16 protein-coding genes and 1 pseudogene are annotated in these 22,276 nt (G+C 71.1%); 12 read left to right on the forward strand and 5 right to left on the reverse strand.

Annotated features, from left to right (window positions below; translation table 11 throughout):
- Positions 1 to 28: 28 nt before the first annotated feature.
- Positions 29 to 493, reverse strand: a complete 465-nt coding sequence (locus tag ACF08N_RS07875) for a hypothetical protein (protein WP_392323697.1) — start codon at positions 491 to 493, stop codon at positions 29 to 31.
- A gap of 219 nt (positions 494 to 712) precedes the next feature.
- On the opposite strand from ACF08N_RS07875, the pseudogene ACF08N_RS07880 reads away from it, so the two are divergent.
- The 7 genes and pseudogenes from ACF08N_RS07880 to ACF08N_RS07910 all read left to right on the forward strand — a co-directional run.
- Positions 713 to 1,232, forward strand: a pseudogene (locus ACF08N_RS07880) (hypothetical protein); the annotation flags it as partial.
- A 125-nt stretch (positions 1,233 to 1,357) separates the two neighbouring features.
- On the forward strand, positions 1,358 to 1,744 hold the full coding sequence (locus tag ACF08N_RS07885; protein ID WP_392323698.1) for a rodlin: 387 nt from the start codon (positions 1,358 to 1,360) through the stop codon (positions 1,742 to 1,744).
- Between the two features lie 152 nt (positions 1,745 to 1,896).
- Positions 1,897 to 3,915 (forward strand): thioredoxin domain-containing protein, encoded by a 2,019-nt coding sequence (locus ACF08N_RS07890; protein ID WP_392323699.1) that lies wholly within the window; start codon positions 1,897 to 1,899, stop codon positions 3,913 to 3,915.
- Positions 3,916 to 4,101: 186 nt separating this feature from the next.
- Entirely contained in the window at positions 4,102 to 5,373 is a 1,272-nt protein-coding gene (locus ACF08N_RS07895) for a glycosyltransferase (RefSeq protein ID WP_392323700.1), read from the forward strand.
- On the forward strand, positions 5,370 to 7,199 hold the full coding sequence (locus tag ACF08N_RS07900) for an ArnT family glycosyltransferase (RefSeq protein ID WP_392323701.1): 1,830 nt from the start codon (positions 5,370 to 5,372) through the stop codon (positions 7,197 to 7,199). Before ACF08N_RS07895 ends, ACF08N_RS07900 begins: the two co-directional genes overlap by 4 nt.
- Entirely contained in the window at positions 7,196 to 8,398 is a 1,203-nt protein-coding gene (locus ACF08N_RS07905) for a glycosyltransferase (RefSeq protein ID WP_392323702.1), read from the forward strand. Before ACF08N_RS07900 ends, ACF08N_RS07905 begins: the two co-directional genes overlap by 4 nt.
- Positions 8,399 to 8,493: 95 nt before the next feature.
- Positions 8,494 to 10,857 carry a galactose oxidase-like domain-containing protein gene (locus ACF08N_RS07910; RefSeq protein WP_392323918.1) on the forward strand — a complete coding sequence of 788 codons (2,364 nt, stop codon included), beginning with the start codon at positions 8,494 to 8,496 and terminating at the stop codon, positions 10,855 to 10,857.
- A gap of 245 nt (positions 10,858 to 11,102) precedes the next feature.
- Here the strand turns inward: ACF08N_RS07910 and ACF08N_RS07915 are convergent, their stop codons facing one another.
- The 3 genes from ACF08N_RS07915 to eat are packed head-to-tail and all read right to left on the reverse strand — an operon-like array spanning position 11,103 to position 14,039.
- Positions 11,103 to 11,723 carry a TetR/AcrR family transcriptional regulator gene (locus tag ACF08N_RS07915; protein WP_392323703.1) on the reverse strand — a complete coding sequence of 207 codons (621 nt, stop codon included), beginning with the start codon at positions 11,721 to 11,723 and terminating at the stop codon, positions 11,103 to 11,105.
- Positions 11,724 to 11,763: 40 nt separating this feature from the next.
- Complete coding sequence (locus tag ACF08N_RS07920) at positions 11,764 to 12,498, reverse strand: gamma-glutamyl-gamma-aminobutyrate hydrolase family protein (RefSeq protein WP_392323704.1); 735 nt, start codon at positions 12,496 to 12,498, stop codon at positions 11,764 to 11,766.
- Positions 12,495 to 14,039, reverse strand: coding sequence for an ethanolamine permease (gene eat / locus ACF08N_RS07925; RefSeq protein ID WP_392323705.1), 1,545 nt, complete (start codon positions 14,037 to 14,039; stop codon positions 12,495 to 12,497). Before eat ends, ACF08N_RS07920 begins: the two co-directional genes overlap by 4 nt.
- Before the next feature lie 280 nt (positions 14,040 to 14,319).
- On the opposite strand from eat, the gene ACF08N_RS07930 reads away from it, so the two are divergent.
- From ACF08N_RS07930 to ACF08N_RS07945, 4 genes are all read left to right on the forward strand, one after another.
- Positions 14,320 to 15,687, forward strand: a complete 1,368-nt coding sequence (locus ACF08N_RS07930) for a glutamine synthetase family protein (protein WP_392323706.1) — start codon at positions 14,320 to 14,322, stop codon at positions 15,685 to 15,687.
- A 14-nt stretch (positions 15,688 to 15,701) separates the two neighbouring features.
- Positions 15,702 to 17,066 carry an aldehyde dehydrogenase family protein gene (locus tag ACF08N_RS07935; RefSeq protein WP_392323707.1) on the forward strand — a complete coding sequence of 455 codons (1,365 nt, stop codon included), beginning with the start codon at positions 15,702 to 15,704 and terminating at the stop codon, positions 17,064 to 17,066.
- A 2-nt stretch (positions 17,067 to 17,068) separates the two neighbouring features.
- Positions 17,069 to 17,851, forward strand: a complete 783-nt coding sequence (locus ACF08N_RS07940) for a 3-oxoacyl-ACP reductase (protein ID WP_392323708.1) — start codon at positions 17,069 to 17,071, stop codon at positions 17,849 to 17,851.
- Positions 17,852 to 17,963: 112 nt separating this feature from the next.
- Positions 17,964 to 19,286, forward strand: a complete 1,323-nt coding sequence (locus ACF08N_RS07945) for an HAD family hydrolase (protein WP_392323709.1) — start codon at positions 17,964 to 17,966, stop codon at positions 19,284 to 19,286.
- Positions 19,287 to 19,305: 19 nt separating this feature from the next.
- Here the strand turns inward: ACF08N_RS07945 and ACF08N_RS07950 are convergent, their stop codons facing one another.
- Complete coding sequence (locus tag ACF08N_RS07950) at positions 19,306 to 20,016, reverse strand: hemolysin III family protein (RefSeq protein WP_392323710.1); 711 nt, start codon at positions 20,014 to 20,016, stop codon at positions 19,306 to 19,308.
- A gap of 226 nt (positions 20,017 to 20,242) precedes the next feature.
- On the opposite strand from ACF08N_RS07950, the gene ACF08N_RS07955 reads away from it, so the two are divergent.
- Positions 20,243 to 22,060: a phosphoenolpyruvate carboxykinase (GTP) gene (locus tag ACF08N_RS07955; protein ID WP_392323711.1), complete on the forward strand. Its 1,818-nt coding sequence runs from the start codon at positions 20,243 to 20,245 to the stop codon at positions 22,058 to 22,060.
- Positions 22,061 to 22,276 lie beyond the last annotated feature (216 nt).

The following is a 22,276-nucleotide window of genomic DNA, read 5'->3' on the forward strand; positions in this document are numbered from 1 at the left end:
CGGGGTGCCGGAGGTTCAGAGGACCGGCTCAGCCGGGGCGGGTTGGAGCAATTCTGAGCGAGTCGTCCGGCGGGAGCAGGCGCCACAGGTCCGGCCACCACGTGGCGCCGTGCGCCGCGACCCGCTCCCGCAGGACGGGGCTGGTGTTCAGCGTCTGGAGGCAGTAGCTCCGCCACGGTGCGTAGCTGCCGCTCGCGGCGTGCCGGTTGTGCATGCGCAAGCCGGTGCACATGACATCCGCGAGCAACCCGGCGAAGGTGATCACCGCGTCCCGGTCCTTGTGTCCGGGCGGGCACTCGGCGCCCTTGTAGAAGTACGGCAGCAGCTTGCGGTCCAGCAGGTGCAGCTCCAGCTCGCGCAGTCCCGCGAGCGCGGCCTCGTTCGCCGCGATGGCGGCGGTCGTGTGGCCGATCCGGGTCTGCATCATCGCCACGCGCGTCGCCACGAGGGAGATGACGATGGCGGCGACGGCCAGGCCGGTCTCGATGTTCATGAGACCGCGTCGGGTGAGGGGGGTAACGGGAGGGGGCGGCTGTCGTCCGCGCGCCGAGTCGTCATGCGGAAAGTGTGCCGCGCGCATGAGACCGGTGGGAGTGGACCGCGTGAGGTCCACTTCCCGCGACGCACCCCTTCCTCGGCGTGAGCACCCCGCCACGGCCCGTGCTCGCATACCTGCCCGTGGCGTATGGGCGCGGCCCCGCGCTGTGCGCAAGGATCAGGTCTGCCGCGTCGACTTGTCCCGTCGACGGCGGTCGAGTTCCTGTTGCGCCACACGCTCGCGCGGGTGCCGAGGGGGCGCCGCAGATGGCGGCCGTGGGCGACGGCGCGGGGCGGGATGTACGACCGGCTCGGCGGCGGATTCGCGCGGTACTCGGTGGACCGTGAGTGGGTGGTGCCCCACTTCGAGAAGATGCTCTACGACAACGCGCTGCTCTGCCGCGTGCACGCCCTGTGGCGGGCCGCCGAGCTGTTCCGGGTGGCCGAGGAGGGCACCTCCGTGCCGCGGCTACCCGGCGCCGAGGCGGACCCCGGCCCCAGGGCCCGGCCGGGACGACAAGGTGGTGGCCGCCTGGAACGGGCCCGCGATCGCCGCGCTCGCCGAGACGGGCGCGTATGCGACCGCCGGCGACCTGGGGGAGCGGGCCACCGAGGCCGCCGATTCGATTCGCTTCGGGTGCGGGGACGTGTGCTGCGAGACGCGCGTCGGCGCCACGGAGCGAGACGAACGTTCGATGGCGTTGATCTTCTGATTGCGGCATCGGAGTGAAGCCTCGGAACTCAACCGCCCTCCGGCAGTTGGTCAGCTTGCTTCGACTACGGAGCAATCCAGGGCCCTCCAGCTCAAGAAGGAAGACTCGTGATCAAGAAGGTTCTTGCTACTGCGGCAGTGGCGGCCTCCGTCGTCGGCATTTCGGCGACGACGGCGGCCCCGGCGATGGCCGGCGACACCGGCTCCACCGCTACGGTCGCCGGCAATGCGTCCCACCAGCAGGTCGGCACCAGCAGCACCACTGGCAACTGGAGCCCGAACATGGCCGTCATCAACGGTGGCGTCCTCAACTGCGTCGACATCCAGAAGATTCAGGGGCAGGTCCCGGTCAACGTGATCGGAGCTTCGGTGGCTGTTCAGGACGTCCTCGGCAACCCCATGTCGAACCAGACCTGCACCCAGGCCTCCACGCAGCAGAAGGGCGACGACGCACTGGCGAACGTCCTGGAGAACGTCCTGTCCCTCAACGGCTGACGCCGGCTGCTCCTCTTGCCGCCCGGCCACCAGCCGGGACCGGACGGAACCCGTGAGAGCGGCCCCCTTCCTCGCAGGTCGAATGCGAGGAAGGGGGCCGCTTTTCCCGTGGCGTATGGGCAGGGCTTCGCCGCGTGCGCGAGGATTGAGGTATGCCGAATCGCCTGTCCCATGAGACGTCGCCCTACCTACTCCAGCACGCCGAGAATCCCGTCGACTGGTGGCCCTGGTCGGACGAGGCATTCGAGGAGGCGCGCAGGCGCGGGGTGCCGGTGGTGCTGAGTGTCGGGTATTCGAGCTGCCACTGGTGCCACGTCATGGCGCACGAGTCGTTCGAGGACGAGGCGATCGCGGCCGTGATGAACGAGCACTTCGTGTCCGTGAAGGTCGACCGCGAGGAGCGGCCCGACGTCGACGCCGTGTACATGGAGGCCGTGCAGGCCGCGACCGGGCAGGGCGGCTGGCCCATGACCGTGTTCATGACGCCGGACGGGGAGCCGTTCTACTTCGGTACGTACTACCCGCCCGAGCCCCGGCAGGGCATGCCCTCCTTCCAGCAGGTGCTTCAGGGCGTCAGTGCGGCCTGGCGGGACCGGAGGGCCGAGGTGGACGAGGTCGCGGAGAAGATCACCCGCGATCTCGCCGGACGTTCGCTCGCCCACGGCGGCCAGGGCGTGCCCGGCGAGGAGGAGCTCGCGCAGGCGCTGCTCGGGCTGACCAGGGACTACGACGAGCGGCACGGCGGGTTCGGTGGCGCGCCGAAGTTCCCGCCGTCGATGGTGATCGAGTTCCTGCTGCGCCACCACGCCCGCGCGGGGGCCGAGGGTGCCCTGGAGATGGCCGTCCACACGTGCGAGGCGATGGCGCGCGGCGGGATGTACGACCAGCTCGGCGGCGGATTCGCGCGGTACTCGGTGGACCGTGAGTGGGTGGTGCCCCACTTCGAGAAGATGCTCTACGACAATGCGCTGCTCTGCCGGGTCTACGCCCATCTGTGGCGGGCCACCGGGAGCGACCTCGCCAAGAGGATCGCGCTGGAGACCGCCGACTTCATGGTCCGCGAACTGCGCACCGCCGAGGGAGGTTTCGCCTCCGCGCTCGACGCGGACAGCGACACGCCCGACGGCGGGCACGCCGAGGGCGCCTTCTACGTCTGGACGCCCGCGCAGCTGCGCGAGGTGCTGGGGGAAGAGGACGGGGCGCGGGCGGCGGAGCTGTTCGGGGTGACCGAGGAGGGCACCTTCGAGGAGGGCGCCTCCGTGCTGCAGCTGCCCGGCAGCGAGGCGGACCCCGACCTCAAGGGCCGGCTGCTCGCGGCGCGGGAGGAGCGGCCCCGGCCGGGCCGGGACGACAAGGTGGTGGCCGCCTGGAACGGGCTCGCGATCGCCGCGCTCGCCGAGACGGGCGCGTACTTCGACCGCCCCGACCTGGTGGAGCGGGCCATGGAGGCCGCCGACTTGCTCGTACGGCTGCACATGGACTTCTCGGCCGGCGGCGTACGCATGCACCGCACATCCAAGGACGGCCGCGCCGGCGCGAACGCGGGGGTGCTGGAGGACTACGCCGACGTCGCCGAGGGCTTCCTCGCGCTCGCCGCGGTCAGCGGTGAGGGGACCTGGCTGGAGTTCGCCGGGTTCCTGCTGGACATGGTCATCGACCGGTTCAGGGGTGAGGGCGGGGCGTTCTACGACACCGCCCACGACGCCGAGCAGCTGATCCGCCGGCCCCAGGACCCCACCGACAACGCGGCCCCCTCGGGCTGGTCGGCTGCGGCCGGCGCCCTGCTGTCGTACGCCGCCCACACCGGCTCCGCCGCCCACCGCACCGCCGCCGAGGGCGCGTTGGGCGTGGTCAAGGCGCTGGGGCCGCGGGCGCCGCGCTTCATCGGGTGGGGGCTCGCGGTGGCGGAGGCGCTGCTGGACGGGCCGCGCGAGGTGGCGGTCGTCGGCGCGCAGGGCGACCCGCAGCGCCGCGAGCTGCACCGGGCCGCGCTGCTCTCGACGGCCCCCGGCGCGGTCGTGGCGGCGGGCGAGGCGGACGGCGCGGAGTTCCCGCTCCTGCGGGACCGCCCCCTGGTGAACGGCAGTTCGACCGCGTACGTCTGTCGCGCTTTCGTGTGCGAAGCACCCACCACAGACGTATCAGAACTGGTCCGAAAGCTCACCAACTGAACATCGGTGGCCAAATTTATCGGACGGCCAGCGGAATGAAACGTACCGCCTCTATGGTCCATACGACCAGTCAGACCATTGAAGGCGTGCGCACTGGGGAGTGACGCGCGCGGGGGAAATTTTTTTTGCGTGCGTCGTCGGCCAGGGGGTCCTTGCCGCCCGCGACGCCGGGGCCAAGGGGGGCTCGTGCTCATATCGGTGCTCGTTGTTGCCATTTCCGTTGCGCTCTTCTGGATGGCGGCGTTCACGCTGTGGTGGCAGATGCACGCCTGGCGTACGCCGGAGACGCTGGCGTCGACCCGGTTCAACCGGCCCGACGGCCGCCTCGCGTTGTCGTTCTCGCTGCTCCTGCCCGCCCGTCACGAACAGGCGGTGCTGGAGCACACCATCGAGCGGCTGCTCGAGTCCGGCCACGCGAACTTCGAGATCATCGTCATCGTCGGACACGACGACCCGGAGACCGCCGCGGTCGCCGAGCGGGCCGCGGCCCGCGACCCGGTCCGGGTACGGGTCGTCACCGACACCCACGAGAAGAAGAACAAGCCAAAGGCGCTCAACACCGCGCTGCCGCACTGCCGCGGCGACATCGTCGGCGTCTTCGACGCCGAGGACCAGGTGCACCCGGAGCTCCTCGCGCACGTCGACCACGCCTTCACCACCACGGGCGCGGACGTCGTCCAGGGCGGGGTGCAGCTGATCAACTTCCACTCCAGCTGGTACAGCCTGCGCAACTGCCTGGAGTACTTCTTCTGGTTCCGCAGCCGGCTCCACCTGCACGCCCAGAAGGGCTTCATCCCGCTCGGCGGCAACACCGTCTTCGTCCGCACCACCGTGCTGCGCGAGGCCGGCGGCTGGGACCCGGAGTGCCTGGCCGAGGACTGCGACCTGGGCGTGCGGCTGTCGTCCGTCGGCAAGAAGGTCGTCGTCGCCTACGACAGCGACATGGTCACCCGAGAGGAGACCCCCGGCACGCTGATGAGCCTGCTCAAGCAGCGCACCCGCTGGAACCAGGGCTTCCTCCAGGTCTACCGAAAGAAGGACTGGAAACAGCTCCCCGGCCGGGGGCAGCGGATGCTCGCCCGCTACACGCTGATGACGCCGTTCTTCCAGGCGTTCTCCGGCGTGATCATTCCGCTGAACGTCGCCATCGCGCTCTTCCTCGACGTCCCCGTCGGGATCGCCATCGTCACCTTCCTGCCGCTGATCACGGCCATGGTGACGTTCGTCTTCGAAGTCGTCGGGCTGCACGACTTCGGGGTGCAGTACGGACTGCGCGTCCGCCTCGTCCACTACGTCAAGCTCGTCGTCGGCGGCCCCTTCTACCAGATGCTCCTGGCCGGCGCCGCGGTGCGCGCGGTCTGGCGGGAGCAGCGCGGCCGCAACGAGTGGGAACTGACCAGCCACGTCGGCGCGCACCTCACCGGCCTGACCGACACCCGTGCGGAGGCCCGCCGGTGACCACCACACTGCCTCCCGTGCCCGAGGCGCACCGCGCCGCCGCCGTCACCCTCCCCGGCCCGCGCACCGCAGCGGCCGTCCCCGGATTCGTCCGGCCGGTCGTCCGGTTCCGCAGCTCACGGCCCGATCTGCTGCTCTGCGCCGCACTGCTGTGCGTGATCATGGTCGTCCAGGGCTGGAACATCACCCACTTCCCCACACTCAGCGACGACGAGGGCACCTACCTCGCCCAGGCGTGGGCGGTCCAGCAGGGCGACGGGCTCGCCCACTACACGTACTGGTACGACCATCCGCCGCTCGGCTGGATCCAGATCGCGTTCCTGACCTGGATCCCCTCGCTCGTCGCACCCGAGTCCATGACCGTCGCCACCATGCGCTGCGCGATGCTCGTCGTCAGCGCGGTGTGCGCGGTGCTGCTGTACGTCCTGGCGCGCAGGCTCTTCCTGCCGCGCTGGGCGGCCGGGCTCGCGATGCTGCTGTTCGGGCTCTCGCCGCTGTCGGTGGTCCTCCAGCGCGAGATCTTCCTCGACAACATCGCGGTGATGTGGATGCTGCTGGCCTTCTGCCTGGCCGCGTCCCCGAGCCGCCACCTGTGGCACCACTTCGCCGCGGGGCTCGCGGCGGCGACCTCGGTGCTCACCAAGGAGACGATGCTGCTGGTGCTGCCCGCGCTGCTGGTGACCATGTGGCGGCACAGCCACCGCGACACCCGCAAGTTCGCGGTGACCGGCGCGATCACCGCGTGCGCGCTGATCGGCCTGTCGTACCCGCTGTACGCGCTCCTCAACAGCGAGCTGTTCCCGGGCCCGGGGCACGTGTCGCTGCTCGGCGGGATCACCTACCAGATGAGCCGGCCCGGCTCCGGTTTCATCCTCGACGAGGGGTCGGGCTCGCACGGGGTCCTCACGTCCTGGCTCTACTACGACACGGTCCTGCCGCTGGGCGGACTGGCCGGAGCCGCCCTGCTGCTGCTCACGCTGCGCTGGTCGGTGACGGCACGGGCGCTCGCGGGCCCCGCGCTGGCCGTCGCGATCCTCGCGGCGGTCGCGATGCGCCCGTCGGGCTACCTCCCGGCGATGTACGTCATCCAGGCGCTGCCGTTCCTGGCCCTGGTCCTGGCGGGCGGGGCGGCGAGCGTGGCGCACGCGTTGCTGCGCCGCCGGCATGACGGCACCACCAAGCCCCGCCGGAGCACCGGCGACATCCAGCCTCGCCGGCGTTTGAGGCGCGGGGGTTCGGGGGCAGAGCCCCGGGCGGGTGACGCCCACGCGGCGGGTGACGCCCACGCGGCGGGTGACGCCCACGCGGCGGGTGACGCCCACGCGGCGGGCGCGCACGCGCCAGGGCGCAGCCGCGTCGCGCGCGCAGCGCGCATCGGCCTGGCCGCCCTGCTCGCCGCGGCGGCAGCCGCGTACATCGCACCCCGCTGGTACGACGGCAACCGCACCGCCCTGACCGTCGACGCCAACGCCCCCTACCGCGCCGCGGCCGCCTGGCTCCAGGACGAGGTGGACGACCCCGCCCGCACGCGGGTGCTCGTCGACGACGCCCTGTGGCTGGACCTGGTGCACGACGGCTTCACGCCCGGCACCGGTGCCATCTGGTTCTACAAGGCCGACCTCGACCCGGCCGTCACCAGGACCCTGCCCGACGGCTGGCGCGACATCGACTACGTCGTCTCGTCCCCGACCGTGCGGCGTGACGCGGCCGACCTGCCCAACGTGAAGTCCGCTCTGGAGCATTCGACGCCGGTCGCCGTGTTCGGCGAGGGCGAGGACCGTATCGAGATCCGCCGTGTCGGCCGGACCGCTGGAGGCGACCTGTGACCACCCCCCGAACGGGCGCCGGAGAACTCGGCGATCCGGAGCTGAGCGCTACCCAGGTCGCCGAGCCCGGCGCCGTCACGATCGTGGTCCCGACCTTCAACGAGTCAGGAAACATCCGCGAGTTGCTGCGCCGGCTCACCGACTCCGTACCCTCCCGGCTGCCCTGCGAGGTCGTCTTCGTCGACGACTCGACCGACGACACCCCCGACGTGATCCGCGCCGCCGCCCAGGACTGCCCCTTCCCCGTCTCCGTACTGCACCGTGACGAGCCGGCCGGCGGGCTCGGCGGCGCCGTCGTGGAGGGCATGAAGCAGGCCGGCTCGGACTGGATCGTCGTCATGGACGCCGACCTCCAGCACCCTCCCGCGCTCGTACCGGAGCTGGTGGCGGCGGGGGAGCGGGTCTCGGCCGATCTCGTCGTCGCCAGCCGGTACATCGCGGGCGGGAGCCGGGCAGGTCTCGCCGGCGGCTACCGCATCGCCGTCTCCCGCGGGGCGACCTGGCTGACCAAGGCGCTGTTCCCGCGGCGGCTGCGCGGCATCAGCGACCCGATGAGCGGCTTCTTCGCCATCCGCCGCAGTGTGGTGACCGCCGACGTCCTGCGGCCGCTCGGCTACAAGATCCTGCTGGAGCTGGCCGTCCGCTGCCGTCCGGAGACGGTCGCGGAGGTGCCGTTCGTCTTCCAGGACCGGTTCGCGGGCGAGTCCAAGTCGACGGCCCGGGAAGGGATGCGGTTCCTCGGGCACCTCGTGGGGCTGCGCACCGCCTCGCCCGTCGCGCGGATGATCGCGTTCGGGCTGATCGGGCTCACCGGCTTCGTACCGAACCTGCTGGGGCTGCACCTGCTGACCGGCGCCGGCATGCACTACCTGCCGGCCGAGATCGTGGCCAACCAGTTCGGTGTCGTCTGGAACTTTCTCCTCATCGAGGTACTGCTCTTCCGCGACCGGCGCCGCCACCGGCACTGGGCGGACCGGGTCGGCCGGTTCGCGCTGCTCGCCAACGCCGATCTGCTGCTGCGCATCCCGCTCATCGCCCTGTTCGTCGGCCGGCTGGAGCTGGCGGTGCTCCCCGCGACCGCGCTCGCGCTGCTGACCACGTTCGTGCTGCGGTTCGCGGCGACCGAGGCGCTGGTCTACCTGCCGCGCCGGAGGAACGCACCGCAGGCCGCCCGGGCGGGCGCGCGCGTAAGCCCCTGACAGAGAGCCGCACGAAGGGAACGGACCTCATGCCACCACCATTTCGGATCGCACCCCTCCGCAGGCGCCGCACCGCGCTGCTGGCGGTCGGCGCCATGACCACCGCCCTGCTCGTCTCCGCGCCGCAGGCGGCGCAGGCGGGGCCGCCCAACCTGATCTCCAACCCCGGCTTCGAGACGGCCGGCGGCGGCGACATGCCCGCCTGCTGGTCCAAGTCCGGCTGGGGCGACAACGACTTCACCTTCGAGACCGTGGCCGACGCCCACTCCGGCACGAAGGCGATGAAGGTCTCGCTCACCCGCCGCGTCGACGGCGACCGCAAGGCGCTGATCACCGAGAACACGACCTGCGCCCCGGCGGTGACGCCGGAGCGGCAGTACGACCTGTCCCTCTGGTACAAGTCCACGACGCCCGACACCTCCGTCACGCTCTTCCGGCACGACACCACGGCGGGCTGGCAGTACTGGACCGACCTCAAGACCCTGGAGACGAGCCCCGGTTACACGCGCGCCGAGGTCCGCACCCCGGCCGTCCCGCCCGGCACCGACAAGATCGCCTGGGGTGTGTCGGTGTACGGGACCGGCTCCGTCACGACCGACGACTACGTGATGGAGGAGGTGTCCGTCCCCGCGCCCGAACCGCAGTGCACCGGCACCCCCGAGGAGTGCGCCAAGGGCCGCTGGGACGTCCTGCCCGTGAAGAACCCGGTGCGCTCGATGCACTCGGTGGTCATGCACAACGGCAAGGTCCTGGTCATCGCGGGCTCGGGCAACGACCCGGCACTGTTCGCGGCGGGCAGCTTCACGTCGGCGGTGTACGACCCGGCGAAGGGCACGTTCCGTACGATCCCCACACCCGTCGACATGTTCTGCGCGGGCCATGTGCAGCTCCAGGACGGCAAGATCCTGATCATGTCCGGCAACAAGGGCTATCCGTCCGCCGACGGCACGATCGGCTACCAGGGCCTGAAGGACTCGTACGTCTTCGACCCCGCGACCGAGACCTACACCCGGACCAACGACATGCACGACGGCCACTGGTACCCGTCGGCGACGATCCTCGGCAACGGTGACGTCATCTCCTTCGGCGGTCTGAAGCAGGACTCCACCGGCAACGTGACCGCCGAGAAGTTCTCCGCCGCGCAGAACAAGTGGCTGCCGATCAACGAGGTCAAGCAGACCTGGTCGTACTGGGGCCTGTACCCGTCGATGATCCTGATGCAGGACGGCCGGCTCTTCTACTCCGGCAGCCACACCTTCGGCAACGGCACGCCCGGCACCGGGGCCTCCATCTACGACTACACGGCCAACACCATCACCGACGTCCCCGGCCTGCAGGCCAAGGACGAGCGCGACCAGTCCGTCAGCGTGCTGCTGCCGCCCGCACAGGACCAGCGGGTGCTGACCATGGGCGGCGGCAACATCAACACGAACCCGGCCGCCAACCGCTACACCGACATCATCGACCTCAAGCAGCCCAACCCCGCCTATGTGCACGGCCCGTTGCTGCCGCAGGGCGAGGTCGACCAGGGCCAGGGACGGCGTCCGCAGACCGGCGCGGAGGGCAAGATGTACCTCTCCGCGGTACTGCTGCCGGACGGCAAGGTCTTCGAGACGGGCGGCGCACTGCACGACCGGGCCGACCCGGTGTACGAGGCGTCGTTCTTCGACCCGGTGACGAACACCTACCAGGCGGGGCTCGCGACGGACCCGATCCCGCGCGGCTACCACTCGTCGTCGTTCCTGCTGCCGGACGGCCGGGTCATGTCGGTCGGCGACAACCCGGGCAACGGCACGTACAACCACAACGTGTCGATCTACACGCCGCCGTACCTGCTCAAGGGCGCGCGTCCCCAGATCACGTCGGTGATCGACGGGGAGTGGACGTACGGCGACACGCAGCGGATCACGGTGGACCGCCCGATCGCGAAGGCGGAGCTGATCCGGCCGGCGGCGGTGACGCACTCGTCGGACCCGAACCAGCGCTTCGTGGACCTGCCGATGACGGTCGACGGCAACAACGTCGACCTGAACGTCACCAGCAACCCGAACCTGGCGCCGCCGGGCTGGTACATGCTGTTCGCGGTCGACGCGAACGGGGTGCCGTCGGTGGCGAAGTGGGTGCGCCTCGGGGGCCCGGCGGCGATGGCCGCGGACGCGCCGTCGGCGCATGTTCACTCCTTCGCCGACGCGCCGGTGAAGGAGCCGAGGAAGCCGCTGAAGAAGCGGAGTTCGGCGCCGGTGAGCCCGCAGATCGCCGGCTGCGACCGGCACTACGGGAACGCGGGGGTGTGCGTGCCGACCGTCTTCCCGAAGACGGTGAACCGGACGACGGCGGCGCGGTGCGCGTGGCTGAAGGCGCACGACTACGGCCGGCTGAAGGTGAACGGCGGCGACGACCCGCTGCGCCTGGACCCGAACCGCGACGGCGTGGCGTGCGGCAGGGGTGACGTGCGGTAAGGCATACGGGCGGCTCTCCCCACCCCGCCCTTTCCCGCAGTATCGATTTGCGGCTCCGCCGCGTGGCGGGCTCCGCCCGGACCCGTACCGCGCTCCGCGAAATCCAGCCCCGCCGGCGTTTGAGGCGCGGGGGCGCGGGGGCGGAGCCCCCGAACACCGCGCGGAGCGCGGTACGGGGTCTGGGGCGAAGCCCCAGTTTCGGGAAAGGGGCGGGGTGGGGAAAACGCAGCGAGCCCGCCCCCGCCTCACAACCTCAGTCCGCGCTCCAGCGCATCCAGCGTGCGGTCCACCAGCCCCACCAGGTCCTCCCGCTGGCCCCCCTCCGCCCAGTACAGCATCGTCTCGCGCAGCGCCCCCATCACCGCCGCCGTGAAGACCCGGACCTCCAGGTCGTCGGACTCACGCCCGGCCCGGTCGGCGATCGGTGCCGCGAGCATCTGCGAGGTCTCGGCCAGCGTCTCGGTCATCCGGGCCCGCAGCGCCGGGACCTCCGTCATGAGCCGAGTCCGCAGGCGCAGTTCCTCCGGCTCGTGCTCGGCGACCGAGGAGACCGCCTCGGTGAGGACGGCCCGCAGGGAGGCGATCGGCGCCTCGCCCGCGGGCCTGGCGCGCAGCGCGGCCACCATCGCCGGGTCGTACTCGTCGGTGAGGACGATGTCCTCCTTGGCCGGGAAGTAGCGGAAGACGGTGGACGGGGAGACCTCCGCGGCCGCGGCGATCTGCTCGACGGTGGTCGCCTCGTAGCCCTGCTCGGCGATCAGCCGGTACGTGGCCTTGCGGATCGCGATGCGGGTCTTGAGCTTCTTGCGCTCCCGCAGGCCCATCGGGGGCTGCTGCGCGAGCGGGGTGCGTGCGGTGGCGGCCATGGGAACGATTCTCGGCCATCGGCCGCGCCGCCGGTACGGGCTACCGGGACCGGGCCGCGGCGATCAGCGCCCGCATCACCCGGAGGTCGTCACCGGTCTCCGGGTGCCACTGGACGCCCAGCGCGAATCCGCCCGCCGCCGTCCCCGGCACGCCCCGCTCGATCGCCTCGACCGTGCCGTCCTCGGCGTGGGCGCACGGCACGAGCCCGTGGCCGAGCCGGTCCACGGCCTGGTGGTGGTACGTGGGCACGGCCACCGCCTCCGGCAGGGCCGCGGCCAGCCGGGTGCCGGCCACGGGCTTCACCAGGTGCTCGGCGAACACCCCGGGCACACCGCAGTGCCCGTCGTTGCCCACCCGGTCCGGCAGGTGCTGGACGAGTGTGCCGCCCAGCGCGACATTCAGCAGCTGCATGCCCCGGCAGATGCCCAGCAGCGGCTTCCCGGCGGCCAGCGCCGCTTCGATCAGGGCCAGCTCCCAGGCGTCCCTCGCCACCGCCGGCGGCCCGGTCATCGGGTGCGGCTCGGCGGCGTACCGTACGGGCTCGACGTCCGGCCCGCCCGCGACGACCACGGCATCGAGCCGGGCCACCGCCGCCTCGGCGGCGGCCGGGTCGTCGGGCGGCAGGAGTGCCGCGAGCCCGCCCGAGTTCTGTACGAGGCGGTGGTAGGCCGCCGGCAGGACGGCGGCGGGCTGGTCCCACACGCCCCACCGCACGGACGTCTCCAGGTAGGTGCTGACGCCGATGAGCGGCTTGGACACGTGCACGTCGTTCACGTCCGTTCGAGCTCGGCCTCGGCCGCCGCCAGCGCGGCGAACTCCTCCTCGGGAGCGGACGCGACCAGGCGGTGCCGGCTGTAGAGGGCGAAGTAGGCGACGGCGACGACGTAGACGCCCAACGCGATGAACGCCGCCTCCTTGTCCACCAGGAAGGTCGCCACCAGGGCCGCGCACGCGAGCAGCAGCGCCACCGAGGACGTCACGATGCCGCCCGGCGTGCGGTAGGGCCGGGGCAGATCGGGCTCGCGGCGCCGCAACACGATGTGGGAGAGGGCCATCAGCGCGTACGAGATCGTCGCGCCGAAGACGGCGACGTTGAGCATCCGCGCGCCGTCGCCGGTGCCCGCGGCCAGCGCGAAGCCGAGCGCGCCCGGCACCAGCAGGCCGAGGTAGGGGGCCTTGCGGCGGCTGGTCAGAGACAGGAAGCGCGGCAGGTATCCGGCGCGGGAGAGCGCGAACAGCTGGCGCGAGCCGGCGTAGATGAGGGAGAAGAAGGAGGCGACGAGACCGGCCAGGCCCGCGTAGTTCACGAACCGGCTCAGAGCGGTCGGGCCGCCGTCGCCCTCGAGTGCGGCCACCAGCGGGTTCCCGGCGTCCTGCACCGCGGCGGAGCCGCGTGCGCCGGTGGTGACGAGGAAGGTCACCACCGCGAGCACGAGCAGGATGCCGATGGACAGGGCCATCGCCTTGGGCAGGGAACGCGCCGGGTCCCGGGTCTCCTCGGCGGCCAGCGGCACGCCCTCGACGCCGAGGAAGAACCACATGCCGAACGGGAACGCCGCCCAGATGCCCAACAGGCCGAACGGCAGCCACGTGTTCGCGCCGAAGGCGCTGTGGTCCACCGGGATGTCGTTGAGCCGGCCAGCGTCGAACTCGGTGACGGCGCCGAGAGCGAAGACGATCAGCGCGGCGACCGCGATGCCGGTGACGACGAAGCTGAACCGCAGGGCCTCGCCCACGCCCCACAGGTGGATGCCGATGAAGAGGACGAAACAGGCGAGGTAGACCGGCCAGCCCGACTCCAGGCCGAAGAGGTGCAGCGACTCGACGTAGTCACCGATGAAGATGGCGATGGCGGCGGGGGCCAGGACGTATTCGATGAGGATGGCGGTGCCGGTGAGGAATCCGCCCCAGGTGCCCAGCGCGCGCCGGGCGAAGCCGTAGCCGCCGCCCGCCGTCGGGAGCACCGAGGCCATCTCGGCCTGTGCGAAGACGAGACAGGTGTACATCAGGCCCATCAGGACGGCGGCGATGGCGAGACCGCCGAAGCCGGCCTCCGCCAGTCCGAAGTTCCAGCCCGCGAAGTCGCCGGAGACGACATAGGCGACGCCGAGGCCGGTCAGCAGCAGCCAGCCCGCGCTGCCGCGGCGCAGCGTCCGCCGCTCGAGATAAGCATCCGCCGAAGACGCCGAAGACGCCGAAGACGCCGAAGACGCCGGGGATGCCGGGGAGGCCGTGCCACCGGGCGGCGGGGACGTCGTGCCACCGGGCGGCGCCGGGGACGGTGCTGCGATACGCGAGTCGGTTCCATCGGCCATGAGCCGCTCCCTGCCTCGAGTCAAAGGTTTGACGCCACACCTTTGCTGCGGCAGGGCGGGAGCGCAAGACCTGTTCGGTCAACGATTGGTCACGGCTCGTGGGGGCGGAACCAGTCTCGGTCGTTCCGTCGCGACAGCTTCCCGGAGGTCGTTCGCCGGATCCTCTTCCCATTCAATGGTTCCTGTGCATACCTTATGGCAGCCGGTGCAGCGCCCCCTGGGAGACGGCCCGCCCCAGCGGAACTCCCAGATCTCCCGACCGACGCCAGGAGGCAAACCCGTGTCCGACCGCACACCCCCGCTCTCCGTGGACGAGCTGAGAAGGCTCGTCGACACCGGGGAAATCGACACAGTCGTCCTCGCCTTCACCGATATGCAGGGCCGGCTCCAGGGCAAGCGCTTCGCCGCCCACTTCTTCCTCGACGACGTCCTGGAGCGCGGCACCGAGGGCTGCAACTACCTCCTCGCGGTGGACGTCGACCTCAACACCGTCGACGGCTACGCGATGTCGTCGTGGGAGCGCGGATACGGCGACTTCGCGATGCACGGCGACAACGCGACCCTGCGCCGCACCCCGTGGGACGCCGGCACCGCGCTGGTGATCGCCGACCTGGCCTGGCACGACGGATCGCCGGTCGTCGCCTCCCCGCGCCAGATCCTGCGCCGCCAGCTCGACCGGCTCGGCGAGCACGGCTGGACGGCGTACGCCGGCACCGAGCTGGAGTTCATGGTCTTCAAGGACACCTACGAGGACGCCTGGACCCGCGGCTACCGCGACATGAACCCCGCGAACAAGTACAACGTGGACTACTCGGTCCTCGGCACGGGGCGTGTCGAGCCGCTGCTGCGCCGCATCCGCAACGAGATGGGCGCGGCGGGCATGACCGTCGAGTCGGCGAAGGGGGAGTGCAACCTCGGCCAGCACGAGATCGCCTTCCGCTACGACGAGGCGCTCACCACCTGCGACCAGCACTCCGTCTACAAGACCGGTGCCAAGGAGATCGCCGCGCAGCAGGGCATGTCGCTCACCTTCATGGCGAAGTACGACGAGCGCGAGGGCAACTCCTGCCACATCCACCTGTCGCTGCGCGACGAGGCCGGGTACCCCGTGCTCGCCGACGCCGACGGCCCGTTCGGCATGTCCAAGCTCATGCGGCACTTCCTCGCCGGACAGATCGCCGCCATGCGCGACTTCACGCTGCTGTACGCGCCGAACATCAACTCCTACAAGCGCTTCAGGACCGGGTCCTTCGCCCCCACCGCCGTCGCCTGGGGTCCCGACAACCGCACCTGTGCGCTGCGTGTCATCGGCCACGGCCCCTCCCACCGCTTCGAGAACCGCCTCCCCGGAGGTGATGTGAACCCGTATCTCGCGGTCGCCGGCATGGTCGCCGCCGGGCTCCACGGCGTGGAGCACGAGCTGGAACTGCCCGAGGCGTGCACCGGCAACGCCTACACGGGCGACGCGCAGCACGTCCCCACCACCCTGCGCGACGCCGCCGACCTGTGGGAGCAGTCGCCGATCGCCCGCGCCGCCTTCGGCGACGACGTGGTCGAGCACTACCTCCACATGGCCCGCGTCGAGCTGGACGCCTACGACTCCGCCGTCACGGACTGGGAGCGGTTCCGGTCCTTCGAGCGCATGTAAAGGACTCACCCGCTGTGTCTGAGCACCACGTACTGAACCCGGCGACCGAGGAAGTCGTCGCCACCGTCACCGCGTCGACCCCGGCGGACGTCGACGCCGCCGTCGCCCGCGCGGTGAAGGCCCAGCAGGGCTGGGCGGCCGTCGCCCCCGGCGACCGGGCCCGGATGCTGCACCGCTTCGCCGCCGTCATCGACGACCATGTCGACGAGCTGGCCCGACTGGAGGTCGCCGAGGCGGGCCACCCGATCGGCAACGCCCGCTGGGAGGCGGGCAACGCCCGCGACCTCTTCGCGTACGCGGCGGGCGGCATCGAGCGGCTGAACGGCCGCCAGATCCCGGTGGCGGGCGGCCTGAACATCACCCTCCACGAGCCGCTCGGCGTCGTCGCCGTGATCGCGCCGTGGAACTTCCCGATGCCGATCGCCTCCTGGGGCGTCGCCCCGGCACTCGCCGCGGGCAACGCCGTCCTCCTCAAGCCCGCCGAGCTGACGCCCCTGACGGCGATCCGCCTCGCCGAACTGGGCCTCGAAGCAGGGCTGCCCGAAGGCCTGTTCCAGGTCCTGCCGGGCACCGGCCGGGTCGCCGGCAACGCGCTCGTCGAGCACCCGGACATCGCCAAGGTCGTCTTCACGGGCTCCACCTCGGTGGGCAAGCAGATCATGGCCAAGTGCGCCGACAGCGTGAAGCGCGTGACCCTCGAACTCGGCGGCAAGAGCCCCAACATCGTCTTCGCCGACGCCGACATCGAGCAGGCCGCGGCCGCCGCGCCCGGCTCGTTCCTCGACAACACCGGCCAGGACTGCTGCGCCCGCAGCCGCATCCTCGTCCAGCGCGGTGTCTACGACCGCTTCATGGAGCTGCTGGAGCCCGCGGTGACGGCGTGGACGGCCGGCGACCCGGCGGACCCCGCGACCCGGATGGGCCCGCTGATCTCCGCCGCCCAGCTGGAGACCGTACGGTCCTACGTCCCCGACGACGCGCCCGTCGCCATCCGCGGCGAGGCGCCGGCCGGCAAGGGCTTCTGGTACCCGGCGACGGTCCTCGAAGGCCGCCCCGACGACCGCGCGGCGGTGGAGGAGATCTTCGGCCCGGTCGCCGTCGTCCTCCCCTTCGAGGACGAGGCCGACGCCGTACGGCTCGCCAACGCCACCGAGTACGGCCTGTCCGGCTCCATCTGGACCCGCGACGTGGGCCGCGCGCTGCGCGTCTCCGCCGGGGTCGCGGCGGGCAACCTGTCCGTCAACTCGCACAGCAGCGTCCGGTACTGGACCCCGTTCGGGGGCTACAAGCAGTCCGGTCTCGGCCGGGAACTGGGCCCCGACGCCCTCGCCGCTTTCACCGAGACCAAGAACGTCTTCATCAGCACCGAGGAGAACTGAGCATGACCGAGACCCCAGTCTGCCGCCGCCTGGTCGGCCGTACCGCCGTCGTCACCGGAGCCGGCAGCGGCATCGGCCTCGCCACCGCCCGCCGCCTCGCCTCCGAGGGCGCGAACGTCGTCTGCGCCGACATCGACGTGGCCGCGGGCAAGGCGGCGGCCGACGAGGTCGGCGGGACGTTCGTCCAGGTGGACGTCACCGACGCGGAGCAGGTCGAGGCGCTGTTCAAGACGGCGTACGACACCTACGGCAGCGTCGACATCGCGTTCAACAACGCGGGCATCTCGCCGCCCGACGACGACTCGATCCTCGTGACCGGCCTGGAGGCATGGAAGCGCGTCCAGGAGGTCAACCTGACCTCGGTCTACCTGTGCTGCAAGGCCGCCATCCCCTACATGCAGCGCCAGGGCCGGGGCTCGATCATCAACACCGCGTCCTTCGTGGCCCGGATGGGGGCCGCGACCTCGCAGATCTCGTACACCACGTCCAAGGGCGGCGTGCTCGCGATGTCGCGCGAGCTCGGCGTGCAGTTCGCCCGCGAGGGCATCCGCGTGAACGCCCTGTGCCCGGGACCGGTCAACACGCCCCTCCTGAAGGAGCTGTTCGCCAAGGACCCGGAGCGGGCCGCCCGCCGTCTCGTGCACGTGCCGGTCGGCCGTTTCGCCGAGCCGGAGGAGATGGCCGCCGCTGTCGCCTTCCTCGCCAGTGACGACTCGTCCTTCGTCAACGCCGCCGACTTCCTGGTCGACGGCGGCATCGCGGGCGCCTACGTCACCCCGCTGTAGGGAGTCCCCCCGCACCGCCTCCGCACCCCCGACGGCAGCCGGGCTTCGCACAAAGCCCGGCTGCCGTCCGTACCGTCCGCCGCGATCGACCATTCGACAGGAGTGCGTTTTCATGTTGACCAGGCGTACCAGGCGTCGTCGTGTGCTGGTGGCCGCAGCGGCCCTCGCCGTGGTGGGCGGAGGCCTCGCGTCCGGCGGTCCTGCCGTCGCGGGGGCCTCGCCGGACACGGCCGCCCGCGCGTGCCCCGTACTGGCCGACTCCGAGGGCTGGTACGACGACAACCGCGCGAGGCTCCAGCAGCTCATCGACCGTTACGGGCGGTGCGGCGGCGAGCAGGACGGCCCGCGCGACCGTACGGCCGGCGCGCCGGTTGCCGTCTTCGACTGGGACAACACCGTCATCAAGAACGACGTCGGCGACGCCACCTTCTTCTGGCTGCTGCGCCATGACAAGGTCCGCCAGCCCGCGGGCAAGGACTGGCGCACCACCAGCCGCTACCTCACCCGTCCCGCCGCCGACGCACTCTCCGCCGCCTGCGGCGCCGCCACCCCGGCGGGCCGTCCCCTGCCCACCTCCACTCCCGCGGGCACCCGCTGCGCCGACGAGCTGGGCTCCGTCTACGGCGAGGGCGAGACCACCGGCGGCGAGGCGGCCTTCGCGGGCTTCGACCACCGCCGGATGGAGCCCCAGTACGCCTGGCTCGCCCAGCTCATGAACGGCTGGACGCCCGGCCAGGTGCGCGAGTTCGCCGCCGCCGCCCGCAGCGAGAACCTGAAGGCCCCGGTCGGCGCCCTGCAGCAGGTCGGCAGCTCCCGGGTCACCGGCTGGATCCGCTACTACGACCAGCAGCGCGATCTGATCCGTACCCTCCAGCGGTCCGGCTTCGACGTGTGGATCACCTCCGCATCGCCCGAGCCCGTCGTCGACGTCTGGGCGCGCGGTGCCGGAGTCGACCCCTCGCACGCGATCGGCATCCGCAGCGTCGTCGAACGCGGCCGTATCACCGCGCACCTGCAGGGCTGCGGCACGGCCGAGGACGGCGACGACTCCGTGATCACGTACATCGACGGCAAGCGCTGCTGGATCAACAAGGTGGTCCACGGCGTCGAGGGCGCCGCCGCCGAGCAGCCGCTGCCCGTCGCCCGGCGCCAGGTGTTCGCCGCCGGCGACTCCGACACCGACGTCACCTTCCTGCGCGACGCGACCGGCCTGCGGCTGGTGCTCAACCGCAACAAGAACGAGGTGATGTGCCAGGCCTACGACAACGCCGACGGCCGCTGGCTGATCAATCCGATGTTCATCGAGCCGAAGCAGCGCAAGGCCGACCCGTATCCCTGCGCCACCACGGGCTATGTGAACGAGGACGGCACGAGCGGCCCGGTGCGCCGCGACGACGCCTCGGTCGTTCCCGACCAGCAGGACACGGTGTACTGACCGCGGCGTGCGGGCGCGGTCAGGAGTGCTGGTACGCGACCAGCGAGATCCCGACGTAGTGGACGATGAACGCCGCGAGGGTGAGGGAGTGGAAGACCTCGTGGAACCCGAACCAGCGCGGTGACGGGTTCGGCCGCTTGATCCCGTAGATCACGCCGCCCGCGCTGTAGAGCAGGCCGCCGACGACGACCAGTACGAGGACGGCGATGCCGCCCTCGCGCAGGAAGTCGGGCAGGAAGAACACGGCGGCCCAGCCCATCGCGATGTAGCAGGGCGTGTACAGCCAGCGCGGGGCGCCGACCCAGAACACCCGGAAGGCGATGCCCGCCAGCGCCGCCGCCCACACCGCCCAGAGCAGGATCCGGCCCGTGGAGATCGGGAGCAGGAGCAGGGTCAGCGGGGTGTAGGTGCCCGCGATGATCAGGAAGATGTTCGCGTGGTCGAGCCGGCGCAGCACGGCGGTGGCCCGCGGGCCCCATGTGCCCCGGTGGTAGAGCGCGCTGACGCCGAACAGCAGGCAGGCGGTCAGGACATAGACGGCACAGGCGATCCGCCCGCGGGGCGAGTCCGCGAGCGCGGTGAGGACCACTCCGGCTATCAGGACGGCGGGGAACATTCCGGCATGCAGCCAGCCCCGCAGCCTCGGCTTCACCGGTTGGGGGCACCTCCCGGGCCCGCCGGGCCCAGGGGGAGGGTCCATCTCCGTCACGTCGGGCACGGCTGCAGTCATGCCCGGCATGTTACCTACGTGCCCGTAGGTCACGGGCCGGAGTGGCCATGCTCACGCGCGAGTGGTGATGCTCACGTGAGAGGTCCTCTGGACATATGCGCATTCGGCATCGATGATCAGATGAGTGCGGTCGGCACCGGATGAGCGCCAGCCACAAAACGGCCGAAGCATCCGGGTCGCAGCCCCCACGGGGCAACAACCCATAACCCCTCATTTAGGAGCGATCGTGGCGCGCGACATCGCGGCTCCCCTGCCCACCCACCACCAGAAGCTGATCGCCTGGGTCGACGAGATCGCGGCGATCACGCAGCCGGACGAGATCGTCTGGTGCGACGGCTCCGAAGCCGAGTACGAGCGGCTGTGCGAGGAGCTGGTGGCCAAGGGGACCTTCAGGAAACTGGACCCGATCAAGCGCCCCAACTCGTACTACGCCGCCTCCGACCCCACCGACGTCGCCCGCGTCGAGGACCGCACCTTCATCTGCTCCGAGAAGGAGGAGGACGCCGGCCCCACGAACCACTGGAAGGCCCCGGCGGAGATGAAAGAGCTCTTCGCGGGTGAGAAGGGCATCTTCCGCGGCTCGATGAAGGGCCGGACGATGTACGTCGTCCCGTTCTGCATGGGTCCGCTCGGCTCGCCGCTGTCCGCGATCGGCGTCGAGATCACCGACTCCGCCTACGTTGCCGTCTCCATGCGCACCATGACCCGCATGGGACAGCCGGTCCTCGACGAGCTCGGCACCGACGGCTTCTTCGTCAAGGCCGTCCACACGCTGGGCGCGCCGCTCGAGGAGGGGCAGGAGGACGTTCCGTGGCCGTGCAACTCCACCAAGTACATCTCGCACTTCCCCGAGACCCGTGAGATCTGGTCCTTCGGCTCGGGCTACGGCGGCAACGCCCTGCTCGGCAAGAAGTGCTACGCCCTGCGCATCGCCTCCGTCATGGCGCGCGACGAGGGCTGGCTCGCCGAGCACATGCTCATCCTGAAGCTGACCCCGCCGCAGGGCGAGGCCAAGTACGTCGCCGCCGCGTTCCCGTCCGCCTGCGGCAAGACCAACCTCGCCATGCTGGAGCCCACGATCTCCGGCTGGACGGTGGAGACCATCGGTGACGACATCGCCTGGATGCGGTTCGGCGAGGACGGCCGCCTCTACGCGATCAACCCCGAGGCCGGCTTCTTCGGCGTCGCGCCCGGCACCGGCGAGCACACCAACGCCAACGCCATGAAGACCCTGTGGGGCAACGCGGTCTTCACCAACGTCGCGCTCACCGACGACAACGACATCTGGTGGGAGGGCATGACCGAGGAGTCGCCCAAGCACCTCACGGACTGGAAGGGCAACGACTGGACGCCGGACTCCGACACCCCGGCCGCCCACCCCAACGCCCGCTTCACCGTCCCCGCTTCGCAGTGCCCGATCATCGCGCCCGAGTGGGAGGACCCCAAGGGCGTGCCGATCTCGGCGATCCTCTTCGGCGGCCGCCGCGCCTCCGCCGTCCCGCTGGTGACCGAGTCCTTCGACTGGCAGCACGGCGTCTTCCTCGGCGCGAACGTCGCCTCCGAGAAGACCGCCGCCGCCGAGGGCAAGGTCGGCGAGCTGCGCCGCGACCCGTTCGCGATGCTGCCGTTCTGCGGCTACAACATGGGTGACTACATGGCCCACTGGATCAAGGTCGGCAAGAGCGCCGATCAGTCCAAGTTGCCGAAGATCTACTACGTGAACTGGTTCCGCAAGAACGACGCGGGCAAGTTCGTGTGGCCCGGCTTCGGCGAGAACAGCCGCGTCCTGAAGTGGATCGTGGAGCGCCTGGAGGGCAAGGCCGAGGGCGTCGAGACCCCCATCGGCATCCTGCCGACGCGGGACGCGCTCGACACCGAGGGCCTGGACCTGCCCGAGGAGGACCTCGACTTCCTGCTCAAGGTCGACGCCGACGTGTGGCGCGAGGAGGCCGCCCTGGTCCCCGAGCACCTCAACACCTTCGGCGACCACACGCCCAAGGAGCTGTGGGACGAGTACCGCGCGCTGGTCGCCCGCCTGGGCTGACGCGCCGGCCCCCCTGAGCCGCGTGGCGGGTACGCCCGACATCCGCCCTGACCTGTGGGGTCACGAACGATCCGCCACGTGAAGACGGCCCCCGGAGTCCCCTCAGACTCCGGGGGCCGCACTCTTCGCGAAATCCTGGCGCGGCGTCTTGTGTCCACAGTGTGCTCACAGGTTCCATGGGATCTTCATGTTCGACAATGAAGCGAACTGAGCCTG

The organism is Streptomyces sp. NPDC015127, assembly GCF_043080095.1.
Lineage (GTDB): Bacteria > Actinomycetota > Actinomycetes > Streptomycetales > Streptomycetaceae > Streptomyces.

What these genes read in the sequence shown, in the direction of transcription:
- ACF08N_RS07875 (WP_392323697.1), bottom strand. Translation starts at nt 493, where the DNA reads ATGAACATCGAGACCGGCCTGGCCGTCGCCGCCATCGTCATCTCCCTC.
- ACF08N_RS07890 (WP_392323699.1), top strand. Translation starts at nt 1,897, where the DNA reads ATGCCGAATCGCCTGTCCCATGAGACGTCGCCCTACCTACTCCAGCAC.
- ACF08N_RS07910 (WP_392323918.1), top strand. Translation starts at nt 8,494, where the DNA reads ATGACCACCGCCCTGCTCGTCTCCGCGCCGCAGGCGGCGCAGGCGGGG.
- ACF08N_RS07915 (WP_392323703.1), bottom strand. Translation starts at nt 11,723, where the DNA reads ATGGCCGCCACCGCACGCACCCCGCTCGCGCAGCAGCCCCCGATGGGC.
- eat (WP_392323705.1), bottom strand. Translation starts at nt 14,039, where the DNA reads ATGGCCGATGGAACCGACTCGCGTATCGCAGCACCGTCCCCGGCGCCG.
- ACF08N_RS07940 (WP_392323708.1), top strand. Translation starts at nt 17,069, where the DNA reads ATGACCGAGACCCCAGTCTGCCGCCGCCTGGTCGGCCGTACCGCCGTC.
- ACF08N_RS07945 (WP_392323709.1), top strand. Translation starts at nt 17,964, where the DNA reads ATGTTGACCAGGCGTACCAGGCGTCGTCGTGTGCTGGTGGCCGCAGCG.
- ACF08N_RS07950 (WP_392323710.1), bottom strand. Translation starts at nt 20,016, where the DNA reads ATGACTGCAGCCGTGCCCGACGTGACGGAGATGGACCCTCCCCCTGGG.